Raw genomic sequence first — 14,245 nt, 5'->3', positions numbered from 1 at the left:
AATAAAAAGCACAGTAATATCGAGTACTACTGTGCTTTTTTATTTGCGTAGATAAAGAGAATAGGCTTGAACAACTTCTGTGATTTTGGCAATTATTATATATAAATTAGATTCAATCAGAATACACAATCAGAGTTGAACCAGTATCTAGGGCATTATAGTATTTTCTCATCATCGTTTATTTGCGGGTAATGCCGGTGAGCTTTAGCCAATCTTTGGGAATTCTCAAGTGTTTGCTGACAGCTTTGGGGTTATCATACAGATAATGACGAGTCAGCGAGGCTTTCACTTCGCGCAAACCAGAGGGGATGCCGCTATAGAGGATATGCCCGCCTTGCTCGCCGGCAGCCGGGCCGACATCCACGATCCAGTCGGCATGCCGGATCACATCAATCTCGTGCTCTACCACGAATAGGGAGTTGCCGGACGCTTTCAGCCTGTCCAGTGCGCGCAACAGGGCTTCGGTATCTGCCGGATGCAAACCTGCCGATGGCTCGTCCAGCACATACACCACACCAAAGAGGTTGGAGCGCACCTGCGTGGCTAACCTTAAGCGCTGCAATTCGCCGGGCGATAAGGTCGGCGTGCTGCGGCTGATCGTTAAGTAACCAAGGCCGAGGTCCAGCATGACCCGCACGCGCGCTAAAAAATCTTCGGCAATGCGGCGGGCAACAACAACTTTTTCGGGGTGTTTGGAGGCGAGTTTTTTTAACGCCGGCGCGTCACCCTTGGCGTAGGGCTGAAAGATAATGGCGAGCTTATTCAGTGCGAGGGCCGAAAGCTCGGCAATATCGTAACCGGCAAACTTAATGCTCAGCGACTCCTGCCGTAAGCGTTTACCGCGGCAAAGCGGGCATTCGGTGCTCAGCATATACTGCGAAACCCGCTTTTTCATCAACAGGCTTTGAGTAGTGGCAAACGTATGCCGCACGTAGCGGCGAGCCCCGGTAAAGGTGCCCATATAGTCGGGCTGGCGTTTGTTTTGAATAAAGCGCTGGATTTCATCATGTGTATAGCCGGAATAAACCGGGACCACAGGTTGTTCTTCAGTAAACAGGATCCAGTCGCGATCTTTTTTGGGTAGTTCTTTCCAGGGGATATCGATATTGTAGCCCATAGTGGTCAGGATGTCGCGCTGGTTTTGTCCCTGCCAGGCGGGCGGCCAGGCGGCGATCGCTTTTTGCCTTATGGTCAGTGTATCGTCGGGCACCATAGTTTTTTCAGTGATCTCATACACCCTGCCCAGCCCGTGACATTCGGGACAAGCGCCTTCTGGGGTATTGGCCGAAAAGGCTTCGGCATAGATGATCCCCTGCCCGGAAGGGTAATCGCCGGCGCGGGAATACAGCATCCGCAGTAAATTGGCTAAAGTGGTGATGCTGCCGACCGAGGACCGCGTGCTGGCCGAACCGCGCTGCTGCTGTAAGGCGACCGCCGGCGGTAGTCCTTCGATCTCATCTACTTCCGGTATGGCCATCTGGTTGAATAAGCGGCGGGCATACGGCGAGACTGATTCCAGGTAACGCCGCTGTGCCTCGGCATACAAAGTACCGAAAGCCAGCGAAGATTTTCCAGAACCCGATATGCCGGTAAAAACCACTAGCGCATCCCTCGGGATCTCCAGGTCCACGTTCTTCAGGTTATGCTCCCGCGCACCTTTTACTTTCACAAATCCCTTAAATTCCATCGGCAGTTCAATCGTTAGACAGGCGGGTTAACAGGCCGAAGAGTGTTATTGTTTCGACTGCCAGGTGAGTTAGCGCCGAGATCCGGCAGCATTATAAGTTGGGTAGCAGGTAGTATAATAACAACAGGCTGGCGCCGATAACGCCCGCTGTCAGCACCAGCAATAAACGCGACTGCGGGTAAAAGGCGTTATTGAGCAACTGCTTTTCGATCCTGCGGTAACGCAGGTAACCGATAAGTGCGGTCAGCGCGCCGACCGCGACCAGGCACATGCCGATGATCGCGGAGAAACCTTTTTGCTGCGGTACATTTTGAGTGCCCACCACAAGCGAGATCTGCCGCACAAATAGCGAGAACTTGACGACGACGAAGCCGAAGCCCATCAGGGCGATGCTGGTCCGTATCCAGGCGAGGAAGGTGCGTTCATTGGCCAGGTGGTCGCCGGCACCGGCCTGGTGATTATTGGTTTGATCGGTCATGTAGGGGAAGCACGGATATCCGGGCAAGGTTTTAAGCATTCAGAAATGATCCCTGATAATAACTACCATTGATTGTTTTGCCACCTCCACCGTCCAGCAATCATGTAACTGGTAAAATAATTTTTTTCTTGTCCGTATGGATGCTTTAGCTTTGTTTACCAGGTAATTGGGCATTCTCGCATGACCGAGCAGCGCATCTCCATGATCGAATTCTATGAGCGGCTGCCGGTGGCGGTATATATCTGCGACCGGTACGATGTGCTCGTAGATTACAAGACAGCCGCCGCGGCCCTGTTTCCTGTTGCGCCCCCTAGCTGGTGTCAGGGACTGGTACCTCAATTTAGCAATCCATGATAAGCAGGGACGCAAAGTTGATGCAGCCTATAAGTCTGTTACTACGGGTATCAAAACGCATTCGGACGGTTACCGCGAGGAATTGGCGGCCCGGCCAGCAGATCACTTACCGGCACACGGGCTTTGTTCCCGTATACTTTGACCAGCTATTGCTGAAGAACTGCCTGCATAACCTGCTCCAATGCCATCAAATATTCAGGTGAAGACACGATGATCGACCTTGGACACCGAGATCAGCGAAGCCGGCTGCCTGCTGACGGTTAAGGATCACAGGATCGGTGGCTCCGAAGCCGACCAGGAGCATTTGTTCAGCGCTTTCTTCCGGGCGAGCAATACCGGCACGATCCAGGGACGGGACGGGCCTTGGCTTAAATATCGTGGCACGGCGTGCCAGCCTGCTGGGCGGGAAAATCGAGTTCAAAAGTTATCCCGGAAAGGGTACCACCTTTGTCTTGCTTTCCCGGTTTAACACTCATGCCTTAACCAGGCTCCAGGCATTACGGACGTCGCAGACCCGATCATGACGAATATCAGATTTTGATTTGATCAGGGTCATGGTAAGGCGGATTAAAATTTCCTTGTTTTGCCTTGTATCATTTGGCTTGTCTGCGAAAGTCGTTCACTATAAGTCATGGCAAAGAAAAAACTACAAGCGGTACCGATTGAAGACCCCACTCCGAAAATTCAGCCGGCGACTGAACCGGCTGTTGACCCGGAAGATCCGTTTCAGCCCGGTGACGATCCGGAGATCATCCCTTTTAAGGAACCCTTTGAGCCGCCGCCCTACGAGGTGCCGCCACCAGGCGGAAGGTCCCTAACCTGACTCAACCTTTCCTTAATAACTAATCAATTAATCTAATGAAAACGATAATGGAACAGTCAGTTTTATTTGACGAACACGTAACAGAATACGAAGCCTGGTTTGACACCTACGATCATGTATTCCGTTCAGAGGTAGCAGCTATACTCGAGGTATTTCCGGCAGGGACCATTTATCGGGCTTGAGTCGGTGTGGGAACCGGTCGTTTTGCTGAAGCCCTGGGTATTAAGGAGGGGGTTGACCCATTATCGGGCATGCGTGAAAAAGCAAGTAAAAGAGGGATCAATGTCCGCAACGCCCGGGCAGAGGCGCTTCCCTATAAGGATCTGAGTTTCCACGTTGTACTCATGGTTTTTTGTATCAGCTATTTCGAGGATTTACATGCGGCGTTCAAAGAAGCTTATCGAGTACTGAAAGACAAGGGGGGCCTTATTGTTGGGTTTATAGATAAAAACAGTCCCATAGGAGAATATTATGAAAACCGTAAAGTATTTTCTATAAACACGCTAATTTTTATTCGGTGGCCGGGATAACCGAAGAATTAAGAAAAGTTGGTTTTAAGGGATTGACTTTTTCCCAGACGCTCTTTCATCCGCTTGACGAGATAACAGAAACAGAAAGCCCTGGCCCAGGCTATGGGGAGGGGTCATTTGTCCTCATCAAATCTGTCAAATACGGCGTTTTTCCTGTACTCCGCCTTCGTCAGGCACGGTCCTGCAACCCCTGCTGGATAAAAGCCAGCAGTTTCTCCTCATGGTACGGCTTGGCGAGATAGCCTGCGACCCCGGCCAAACGACTGGCATCTCCTTCGTGCGGAGATCGGCTTGTAGCTTTTCGACCAAAGTATACCTATCCAGGGAGCAGTTTTAGAGGCCGCGTGCACAATGGCCGAAATGATCTCTGCCAAGCAAGTCACGTCGGATATCAGGTGAGTGAACCCAGGCCGCTTGTACATTGACGTAATTGTTTACGCGCTCGCGGCTAGTGATGCAGGCGGCTTATGACATGCGCCGGCGATAGAGGGATTTCTTACTTTGCGTTGCCTAAGACGAAATAAACCGTTTATTTCCAAAATTAGCTGTAGCTTTGATAGGATTCCTATTGCCATCTAGCCCTTAAATAATGTTTGTAGCCGACCCTCACCATATTCACCATATCATCGCCATCGGCGCTCCGGCGTCGCCAGACAACTGGCTGTCTGACCAGGATGCTTAACCAAGTTTTATATTTAAGTTAGGTTGCCATGTTCACCAACTTTAACGAAGCGGAACGGGCGATGAGATTCCCGGAAGACAGGCGTATGTTTATTGGGATCAATAGAACAGCGTTTATCCTGCTTTTGACCATGCTGATCGCCACAGCAGGGGTGGCATGGTTACAGTACTTGCTGTTCGGCTTGCCCACGGATCCATCGTTGACCTTGCCGGTGTTAACCGCCGCTGACCCTAAAGGATTCCCGCTCTGGCTATCGCTCAGCCACTGGATAAATTTCTTTTTTCTCGCCCTAATTATCAGGAGCGGTTTGTCTATTTTAGCGGATCATCCCCGTCTTTACTGGAACCGCGGCTGTTCGCCCCGTTCGGAGTGGTTGCGTTTTACCCCTGTAAAGGTGCCGGATGACCGGGTTTACACCGCAAAAGAAGATGGCCGGTATTTGAACCCGGTAGCCGGCTTGCCGGGGTACCGCCATTCCATAGGAATAGCCCGTTCATGGCATTTTATAACAGTTCCCTTCTTCCTGCTGAACGGCGTGGTATTTATAGGTTTTTTATTCTTTACCAATCAGTGGAAAGGTTGGTCCCGGCATCCTGGCAGGTGTTACCTGATTCGTGGAACATCTTCGTTCACTATGCCACCTTTCACCTGCCTGTCGAACCTGACGGTTTTTATCATTTTAATGCACTGCAGCAAATTTCTTACTTTGCGGTGGTTTTTTTTTGGCGCCTGTTGCCATGCTCAGCGGTATGTCGATGTCCCCGGCCATAGAAAATCGTTTCCATCGGCTACCCAAGTTATTCGGCAACCGCCAGGGCGCTCGCTCCGTTCACTTTTTGGTCATGATCGCCTACTTGGCCTTTGTCATCATTCACGTGGCAATGGTGGCTGCGACAGGGCTGACGAGGAATATGAATCATATCACAGTCGGTACGGACAGCACTGCTGACCGTTCGGGCCTTTATATTGGGCTTGGTGTTATTTTGTTTACAGTGGCATTTGGTTTCCTGGCGCATTGGATCTCCTGGCAACGGCCGCGGTCATTACAGCAAGCAGAGGCTAAAATTAATGGCACCTTATGGCTCAACACCATTAACAAACTCCGGCCTAAAGTTTATTATCAGCAAAAAGATATATCCCCTTATTTCTGGGTAAACGGGAAAATGCCCGAATCGGCTGAATGGCGCAACCTTGCAGCTAATCATTTTAAAGATTTCAAGCTCCAGGTCGGTGGCCTGGTTGAAAATTCAGTACAGCTATCATTAGAAGATCTGAAAAAGATGGGTGCAGAACAAAACATTACCATGCACCATTGCATACAGGGGTGGTCGGGAATTGCAGAATGGGGTGGTTTACCTATGAAGACATTAATAGCCTTGGTCAGGCCCCATTCTTCGGTGACAACGGTGGTCTTTTATTCTTTCGGCGAAGGGCTTTATGGCGGCGCTTATTACGATACGCACAGCCTGGATAACTGCCTGAAACCGAAATCGATCCTGGCCTGGGAAATGAATTACCAGCCGCTTCCCGAAAAGCATGGGGCGCCACTCAGGCTGCGTATCGAAAATCAGCTCGGCTACAAAATGGTCAAATGGATCAATAAAATAGAATTTTTAGATACCCATCAGTACATCGGCAAGGGTTTCGGCGGTAAAAATGAAGATGATGAATATTTCGATCTGTTGGCCGACACCTAACAGAGGACTATTCACAGCTATTGTTTGAGTCCGAACCTGAAATCTACTTTCCTGGAATAAATGCGGTGTTGTCCTGATTTTAATTTCCTGATAGGATTTCCCTATCCGAGACAAATAATTACAAATAAATCACAAATAGTCACACTATTTGTGCTATAATCACAAGTAAAACATGATTGAAATCATATTTTACTTGTGCTGAACCTCGCATTTTTGCATGATGGAACTCACAATTAACCCGCAAACAAAAATCAGCCAACTGCTCGAAGTCGACCGTGACCTGGTGATCAGGACGCTGGTCGGTTTAAATAAAAAATTTTCAAAACTTAAAAATCCGTTACTACGAAATTTATTGGTAAAAAGGGTTAGCATCGCTGATGCCTGCAAAATATCAAAAACTGAACTCACTGATTTTATGTGGAGCATGAAGCAAATCGGGTTCAAAGTAAGCGCAGATACATCAGTTGAAAATGATATAGCTGTGCGGAGGGCATCTTTCCGAGAGCCATTGGATTATCTCGAACTTGATGTCCGCCCTGTGCTGGCGCAGGATAAAGATCCCTTAAAAAAAATATTAGCCTGTATTAAGAAACTCGAAGACGGTCAGGGACTAAAACTTATCAATACCTTCGAACCGTTGCCGTTGATCCATTTGCTGGCAGAAAAAGGATTTTCCTTCCGTGTGGAACAAACGGAACCAAACCTGGTCGTAACTTATTTTAGCAAAACAGGATCTACTCCGGACGAAGCGGTAACCATTCCTTTAACAGCCCCGGCCGCTGATAATGACCAATTCAATCGCCTCCTGAAAAGATTTGACGAACACCGCATTATTTTTCTTGATGTTCGCCAACTGGAGATGCCAAAACCTATGCTGGCCATCCTGGAGCAAACGCCGAACCTGGTTGCCGGCAACGCCCTGTTTGTCTACCACAAAAAGATACCGGTATACCTGCTGCCGGAGTTGGAGAAACAGGGATTAACCTATGTCTTTAAAACGATCGGCCCCGCCAATATCAACATGCTGATTTATAAAAAATGAGTGGGATCAAGCAGAACCCTGGTCTTTATAAGATCGTGGTAACCCATTATGTGGTCGCCGCGTTTTGTTTTTTGATCCTGTCTGTCATGATGCTGTTCTCCGTGAAGGCCTTTACCGGGCATTATTTTCATCCTCAGATTCTCGCTATTACACACATGGCGGCACTCGGTTGGGGAACGATGATCATCCTGGGCGCATCTTACCAACTTATCCCGGTGGTTCTGGAAACGGAGCTGTACAGCGAAAAACTGGCCTGGATGAGCTTCGCGCTCTTTATGCCGGGGCTGACCGCCCTCGTCTATTCATTCTGGGTATTTGTACCGGGCATTCATATGCAAAGCGGCGCGATCTTATTGCTTTTGGCCGTCCTCTTATTTACGATTAATGTATACCTGACCGCTAAAAAGAAAAAACAGGAAACCATCCAGGAGGATTTTATCTTCAGCGCCTGTATTTGCCTTTGTCTGACGGCCGCTTTAGGCGCGGCATTGGTCTTTAATTTTACGCTGTTGATATTTCCGCAGGATCAACTGCATTTTCTTAAATTGCATGCGCACATGGGGCTGATTGGGTGGTTCCTGCTGATGCTGATCGGCGTGAGTTCCAAACTGGTACCCATGTTCCTGGTATCATCGTATCAAAACACCAAATTGCTCACCTACAGTTATTACCTGATCATAGGCGCGCTGCTATACTTCCTGGTAGATTCTTATCTCTTTGGACTTAGCCTACGGACCTATTTAATATTCACGATTGGTGCTGCCGGAATAACCTGCTATTTTATCTTCATTGTAAAATGCCTGCGATCCCGATTAAGAAAACACATCGACCTGCCGATGATGAACAGTTTCATGTCGTTTATCCTGTTAAAGATAGCTACGCTGACCGTTCCGTTTATTATTTACTTCCACCTTAAAAACAACCCGGTGACCATTCGCTTCTCAATGATCTATGGCGAATTTATGCTGATGGGCTGGATCACCGCGTTAATATTGGGGCAAACTTTTAAGACACTGCCTTTTATTGTTTGGGTTAAACACTACGAACACCTGACGGGAAAATTTAAAACCCCCATGCCAGCGGAGCTGTTCGCGGAGAACCTGCTGAAGGCGCAAACCGTGTCCTATCTGATTTTTTGCCTGACCTTTATGCCGGGCTGTTACCTACTGTTCCTGCCGCTGATCTATATCGGGATAGCGATGCTTATGGTTACCGCCATGCTGTATCTGTCCAACATCTTTACTGTACTATTTCATAAAACAGTAACTTATGGCAAGCTTTGATATTACCGACCCTCTTTCTTTTTTAAAAGAGCAAATGATGGAAACACTCCGACTGGTGATCGATCCGGAACTGCACATTAATATTATCGATCTCGGCCTGGTCTATGGCATTGACATAGACGCGGAGAAAAAGCTGGTCAACGTTGAGATGACCTTATCTTCATCTTACTGCCCGATGGGCGAAAGCATAATATCCGCCGTAAAAAATTGTATCGAGGGGCACTACGACGATTATGCAGCAGCAGTTGACCTTGTTTGGGAACCGGTCTGGTCATATGATAATATATCCGATGAAGGTAAACGCTTACTGGGTATGTAATGAAACACTTTACCACGCTGAATTACCCCCGCTGGGCGATCGTTAATTTTATCGTACTCAGCATCTTCGGCGTAACGTTGCGTTATATGCAGCTTTACGATATTCCCGGAATTGATTACCTGTTCATCCTGCACGCCCACTCGCACTTTGCTTTCTCAGGCTGGATGTTCTTTTCCATCGCTTTTTTGATCGCGTTATTATGCGGTGACGGCAAAATTGGTCCCGGTTTCAAAATTGTCCTTTTACTAACGCTGGTCAGTGCTTATGGTATGCTGGCCAGTTTTTCCTGGCAGGGCTATAAACCGGTTTCCATTGGTTTTTCAACCCTTTTCGTAGGTGTGACCTTTCGTTTTACCTGGCTGGTCTTCAAAAGCAATTTAAAGGAACGCATCAATGCTATAGCTTACGGATTCATCCGGGGCAGCCTTGTCTTCTTGTGCCTGTCTACGCTCGGGCCGTTCGCTTTGGGTCCGCTGGCGGCCCTGGGACTGAAAGAAACAGCCTGGTATCAGGACGCGGTTTATTTTTATCTGCATTTTCAAATGAATGGCTTTATGCTACTGGCGGTTTTGGGATTGTTGGCTTCCGTTGCTTCGGTTAAGCAGGTAACCCCACATTCGAAGCGATGGCTCAACCTTTTTATCTTTTCCACGATACCGCTGTATTTTATTTTCACCTTGTGGAGCAAACCCGGTAATCTTATATGGATGCTGGTTTTTATTGGCGCAGTCTTAAATCTGGTTAGCTGGCTTGTGCTGTGTTTTAGTTTTAGAAGCCACTGGCGTGATTTGACTTTTATAGAAAAAGCGGCTATCATAGGTCTGACTTTCAAATGCATCTTTCAGCTATTGGTTTGTATTCCGGCTATTGGTGACTGGACCTTTCTCAATCGTAACCTCATCATCGGTTATATCCACTTACTTACCTTGGGCGTCATCATGCCGCTGCTGATCGGGCAATTGGTTAGAAAAGGCATGATCAGGTTCTGTAAATTAATTGCCACCGTAAATATCCTTTATGTCATCCTTGTAGTGATCTATCTTTGTCTACTATTTATACAACCCTTGTTATCGTTGTTTGCTATCGTAATCGCAGCTTATCAGCTCCTGTTATTTTTACTTTGCCTTTCCTTCCTTCCCATTGGTTTTTTATTGTTTTTTAAGACAAAAAGCAGCCTATAAGAACGAGATGTGACGACAATCACTTTTTTGTTAAATAATAAAAGATAAATTTATCTTTTATTATTTAAACATCAACAAAATGGAAGTATTAGACATTCTGGACGTGACCGTGATCGAACCACGGTTTAAACATCCAACGATCTTTGACAAGTTCGATTCACTGTTAGCTGGCGAGGCCTTTATTATTCACAATGACCACGACCCTAAACCTTTGTATTATCAGCTCCTGGCTGAAAGGGGACAGGTATTCTTTTGGGATTATCTGGAAAGCGGCCCCAAAGTATGGCAGGTGAAGATCGCAAAAAAGACCGAAACGGACAACACGGAAACTATCGGTGAGATCGTAGCCAGGGATTACCGCAAAGCGCAGGTCTTTAAAAATTTAGGTATTGACTTCTGCTGCGGCGGTAAAAAAACCATCGCTGAAGTTTGCGAGAAAAAAGGGATAAACCCTGAAGAAGTGAAGCGCCAACTAGCCGCCGTCAAGGACGAAACATCCGCCACCAGTGAGAACGATTTTCAAAACAGGGACCTCGGTTTTTTGAGTGACTATATTATCAACACCCACCACCGTTACGTGCGGGAGAATACCCAGTTTATACTGGATATTGCGCAAAAAGTAGCCAGGGTGCATGGTGAAAGACATCCTGAACTGATCAGAGTAGCAGCATTGTTTGAACGAATAGGCAACGACCTGACCCTGCACATGGTGAAAGAGGAAAAAATACTGTTCCCTTTCATCAAAGAGCTGGCACAGGTTTACAACTCTGGGGGGATGCTGCCTTATGCGGATTTTGGCAAAATCTCCGTACCCATACAGGTCATGGACGCTGAGCATGAGCAGGTCGGGGGGGATTTTGAAACCATACGGACGATCACTTCGAACTACCAGCTGCCTACGGATGCCTGTAGTTCTTATACAATCCTGTTCAAAAAGCTAGAAGAGTATGAAAACGACCTGCATCGCCACGTCCACCTGGAAAGCAATATCCTGTTTCCGAAAGCGATCCAATTGGAAAAAGAATTATCTTAGATTCGTTAATCAACAGCAGGAACTATGATACTCTCCAAATCATGCGAATACGCTATCAGGGCCACCGTTTATGTCGCCCTTAAAAGCAGGAAAAATGAAAAGACAGGGATCATAGAAGTCGCTGAAGCAATTGGTTCGCCCATGCATTTTACAGGTAAAATATTGCAAACGCTGGTTCGCAAAAAGATCCTTTCGTCTGCGAAGGGCCCCACAGGCGGCTTTTATGTTGAAAATGGACAGGACCTTTTCCTGATTGATATTGTCCGGGCCATCGATGGCAACGGCCTGTTTACTTCCTGCGTGTTGGGATTGGAAAGTTGTTCGGAAACGCAGCCCTGCCCGATGCATGAACAGGTTAAACCAATTCGTGACCTGTTAATGGCCGAGTTCAGCAAGAAGCCGGTAACCGGGCTGGTAGAAGAGTTCCAGCAGCATAAGTACTTTTTAAAGTAAAATTTTGGTTAAATAAAAGACAATAACATCTTCTATTTATATGACTAAAACACATATTGTAGACTTCACAATTAAGAAATTCCTAATATAATATGATTTAAATCATATTATATACTGCGCAGCGTCATGACGCGGCCTCTTATTTACTGATAGTTTTATCAAAAATTAAAAACAACAAAATGAAAAATCTAAAAACCTTATTGATGGCTGCACTGGTGTCAGGTTTGACCTTTTTATATGCCTGCAGTCCTTCGAATGGTGGATCCGAGACAGACAACGGCGCAGCGGCTACACCAGCTGCAACGGTAGCCGCGGATATTGATCCGGCGGCAAAAAGCGACAGCAAGGGCATTGGCCGGTTCACCGATGTGAAACTGGCTGCTATCGACCCCGCTATGGCGGATAAAGGAATGGTTGTCTTTAACGCGAAGTGCGCTGCCTGTCACAAGGTGACCGATCAGAAGATCGTTGGGCCGGGTCTGAAAGACATCACCAAAAGACGCACGCCCGAATGGATCATGAACCAGATCACCAATCCGATGGAAATGGAAGCGAAAGATCCGGTTGGCAAGGCGTTGCTTGAAAAGCACCTCACCCAGATGACTTTCCAGAATGTAACGGATGACGAAACCCGGCAGATCCTGGAATACTTTAGAAAAAATGACAGCAAATAACCTTAACTCTTGCAGATTATGAAATTTTCACCTTATAATAAATTACTGGTATCGGCGCTGGCCTTGTTAGCCGGCAGTACCATTTCTGGCTGTAAACCGGGCAAGGTAGGCTCGGCAGTTGACGCAGACGCCGCAAAGAAGGTGTATGTTGCACCAGGCAAATACGATGAAGTTTATGCGTTTTTATCAGGCGGCTTCAGCGGGCAGGTGGCAGCCTACGGTATCCCTTCGGGGCGTTTGTTAAAAGTGATTCCGGTTTTTTCACAAAACCCTGAAAATGGCTACGGTTATTCGGAAGAAACCAAGCCGATGTTAAATACGTCGCACGGTTTCGTTCCCTGGGACGACTCCCACCACCCGGAATTATCCAAAACAAACGGCGAAGACGATGGGCGCTGGTTATTCATTAACGGGAACAATACCCCGCGAATAGCAAGGATTAACCTGGCTACTTTTAAAACGGTAGAAATACTTGAATTGCCTAATATCGGCGGTAATCACGCTTCTCCGTTTTGTACAGAGAACACAGAGTATGTAGTGGGTAATACCCGTTTTAGCGAGCCTTTGGATAACAGTAACGGCGATGTGCCCATTAATAGCTACAAGAAAAATTTCAAAGGGGCCGTATCTTTTGTTAAGGTGGATAAGGACAACGGGGCGATGAAGCTTGCATTCCAGCTGATCGTCCCGCCGTTTAACTATGACCTGGCACATGCGGGTAAAGGCCCCTCACACGACTGGATATTCTTTACCTGTTATAATACAGAACAAGCAAACACCCTATTAGAGGTAAATGCGAGCCAGCGGGACAAAGATTTTATCATGGCCGTGAACTGGAAAAAAGCGGAAGAACTAATAGCCGCCGGAAAAGGCGCTAAAATAACCGCCAAATATGCGCACAACGTTTATAACGAAAATACGCACACCGCCACCTCAGTTATCGAAACAGGAACGCAAACTTTGGATGTTACCAAATTCCCGGGCCTGGTGTATTATTTGCCCTGCCCAAAATCACCACATGGGGTTGATGTAACTCCTGACGGAGAATACATGGCGGCCAGCGGAAAACTTGCGGCGGTGATCCCTGTTTTTTCCTTCAAAAAGATGCTTGCTGCAATAGACAAAAAGCAGTATGATGGCATGATCGAAAGCGTTTTACCGGTATTAAAGTATGAAGCTGTTCTACATGGTGAGGTTAAAAAACCAGGTCTCGGACCTCTACATACTGAATTTGACGGCAAGGGCTATGCCTACACCACCATGTTCGTATCATCCGAGGTCGTGAAATGGAAGATAGATAACCTGGAAATTATCGACCGGATACCTTCTTATTATTCACCGGGCCACTTGTCAATTGTAGGCGGCGATTCAAAAAAACCGTTTGGCAAATACCTGCTTTCACTGAACAAAATTACCAAGGACAGGTACCTGCCAACAGGACCGGAACTGGCCCAGGCTTGCCAGCTCATCGACATCACAGGCAACAAAATGAAGCTTTTGCTGGATTTTCCGACCATCGGCGAGCCGCATTATGCGCAAATGATCCCTGCTGAAAAGATCGTCAAGAACCAGGTGAAATTCTTCAAACTGGAAGACAACAAAAATGCCTATGTAACTAAGTCTGAAAAAGACACCAGGGTAGTCCGGAAAGGCAACCGGGTCGATGTTTATATGACGGCTATCCGGTCACACCTGGCGCCTGATAACATTGAAGGGATCAAAATTGGCGACGAAGTTTATATCCATGTAACAAACTTGGAACAGGATTGGGACGTACCGCATGGGTTTGCGATCAAAGGGGCTAACAATGCAGAATTGCTGGTTATGCCCGGTGAGACCTGTACCCTGAAGTGGGTTCCCGGACTGGCCGGTATTGTTCCATTCTATTGTACTGACTTTTGTTCAGCGCTTCACCAGGAAATGCAGGGCTACTTCAGGGTATCTCCTGCAGGTTCAAATGTGCCCATTAAATTTTCTATCGGCGAAAACCCGGTAACCCAATAATTAAA

General features: G+C 47.2%; 15 protein-coding genes and 1 pseudogene. 14 read left to right on the top strand and 2 right to left on the bottom strand.

Features of this window, described 5'->3' with window-relative positions:
• Positions 1-184: 184 nt before the first annotated feature.
• Positions 185-1,687: pseudogene (locus LJ658_RS16770) on the bottom strand (excinuclease ABC subunit A); the annotation flags it as partial.
• Between the two features lie 91 nt (positions 1,688-1,778).
• Positions 1,779-2,165: a YidH family protein gene (locus LJ658_RS16765; RefSeq protein ID WP_230547692.1), complete on the bottom strand. Its 387-nt coding sequence runs from the start codon at positions 2,163-2,165 to the stop codon at positions 1,779-1,781.
• Positions 2,166-2,797: 632 nt separating this feature from the next.
• On the opposite strand from LJ658_RS16765, the gene LJ658_RS20585 reads away from it, so the two are divergent.
• From LJ658_RS20585 to nosZ, 14 genes are all read left to right on the top strand, one after another.
• Positions 2,798-3,043 carry an ATP-binding protein gene (locus tag LJ658_RS20585; protein WP_370633088.1) on the top strand — a complete coding sequence of 82 codons (246 nt, stop codon included), beginning with the start codon at positions 2,798-2,800 and terminating at the stop codon, positions 3,041-3,043.
• A 107-nt stretch (positions 3,044-3,150) separates the two neighbouring features.
• Entirely contained in the window at positions 3,151-3,342 is a 192-nt protein-coding gene (locus LJ658_RS16760) for a hypothetical protein (protein ID WP_230547691.1), read from the top strand.
• A 47-nt stretch (positions 3,343-3,389) separates the two neighbouring features.
• Positions 3,390-3,524, top strand: a complete 135-nt coding sequence (locus LJ658_RS20475) for a hypothetical protein (RefSeq protein ID WP_255670519.1) — start codon at positions 3,390-3,392, stop codon at positions 3,522-3,524.
• 6 nt (positions 3,525-3,530) lie between these two features.
• A complete protein-coding gene (locus LJ658_RS16755; RefSeq protein ID WP_230547690.1) occupies positions 3,531-3,872 on the top strand; it encodes a class I SAM-dependent methyltransferase in 342 nt (113 codons plus the stop codon).
• Between the two features lie 710 nt (positions 3,873-4,582).
• Positions 4,583-5,503, top strand: coding sequence for a hypothetical protein (locus LJ658_RS16750; protein WP_230547689.1), 921 nt, complete (start codon positions 4,583-4,585; stop codon positions 5,501-5,503).
• Positions 5,466-6,251: a molybdopterin-dependent oxidoreductase gene (locus LJ658_RS16745; protein ID WP_230547688.1), complete on the top strand. Its 786-nt coding sequence runs from the start codon at positions 5,466-5,468 to the stop codon at positions 6,249-6,251. Before LJ658_RS16750 ends, LJ658_RS16745 begins: the two co-directional genes overlap by 38 nt.
• A 220-nt stretch (positions 6,252-6,471) precedes the next feature.
• Positions 6,472-7,293 carry a DUF2249 domain-containing protein gene (locus LJ658_RS16740; protein WP_230547687.1) on the top strand — a complete coding sequence of 274 codons (822 nt, stop codon included), beginning with the start codon at positions 6,472-6,474 and terminating at the stop codon, positions 7,291-7,293.
• A complete protein-coding gene (locus tag LJ658_RS16735) occupies positions 7,290-8,576 on the top strand; it encodes a cytochrome C oxidase subunit I (RefSeq protein WP_230547686.1) in 1,287 nt (428 codons plus the stop codon). Before LJ658_RS16740 ends, LJ658_RS16735 begins: the two co-directional genes overlap by 4 nt.
• The gene (locus tag LJ658_RS16730; protein ID WP_230547685.1) at positions 8,563-8,895 is read left to right on the top strand and encodes a metal-sulfur cluster assembly factor; all 333 of its coding nucleotides are present in this window, start codon (positions 8,563-8,565) and stop codon (positions 8,893-8,895) included. The genes LJ658_RS16735 and LJ658_RS16730 overlap by 14 nt, the downstream gene beginning before the upstream one ends.
• Positions 8,895-10,076, top strand: a complete 1,182-nt coding sequence (locus tag LJ658_RS16725; RefSeq protein ID WP_230547684.1) for a hypothetical protein — start codon at positions 8,895-8,897, stop codon at positions 10,074-10,076. Before LJ658_RS16730 ends, LJ658_RS16725 begins: the two co-directional genes overlap by 1 nt.
• Before the next feature lie 79 nt (positions 10,077-10,155).
• Entirely contained in the window at positions 10,156-11,109 is a 954-nt protein-coding gene (gene ric / locus LJ658_RS16720) for an iron-sulfur cluster repair di-iron protein (protein ID WP_230547683.1), read from the top strand.
• A 24-nt stretch (positions 11,110-11,133) separates the two neighbouring features.
• Positions 11,134-11,562 carry an Rrf2 family transcriptional regulator gene (locus LJ658_RS16715; protein WP_230547682.1) on the top strand — a complete coding sequence of 143 codons (429 nt, stop codon included), beginning with the start codon at positions 11,134-11,136 and terminating at the stop codon, positions 11,560-11,562.
• A 179-nt stretch (positions 11,563-11,741) separates the two neighbouring features.
• The gene (locus LJ658_RS16710; protein WP_230547681.1) at positions 11,742-12,236 is read left to right on the top strand and encodes a cytochrome c; all 495 of its coding nucleotides are present in this window, start codon (positions 11,742-11,744) and stop codon (positions 12,234-12,236) included.
• Positions 12,237-12,254: 18 nt separating this feature from the next.
• Complete coding sequence (gene nosZ, locus LJ658_RS16705) at positions 12,255-14,240, top strand: Sec-dependent nitrous-oxide reductase (RefSeq protein ID WP_230547680.1); 1,986 nt, start codon at positions 12,255-12,257, stop codon at positions 14,238-14,240.
• The last annotated feature ends 5 nt before the right edge of the window (positions 14,241-14,245 follow it).

Source organism: Mucilaginibacter sp. UR6-11 (genome assembly GCF_020880695.1).
Taxonomy (GTDB): domain Bacteria; phylum Bacteroidota; class Bacteroidia; order Sphingobacteriales; family Sphingobacteriaceae; genus Mucilaginibacter.
The sequence above is the reverse complement of the archived record's forward strand: the minus strand, read 5'-3'. Positions and strand labels throughout refer to the sequence as shown.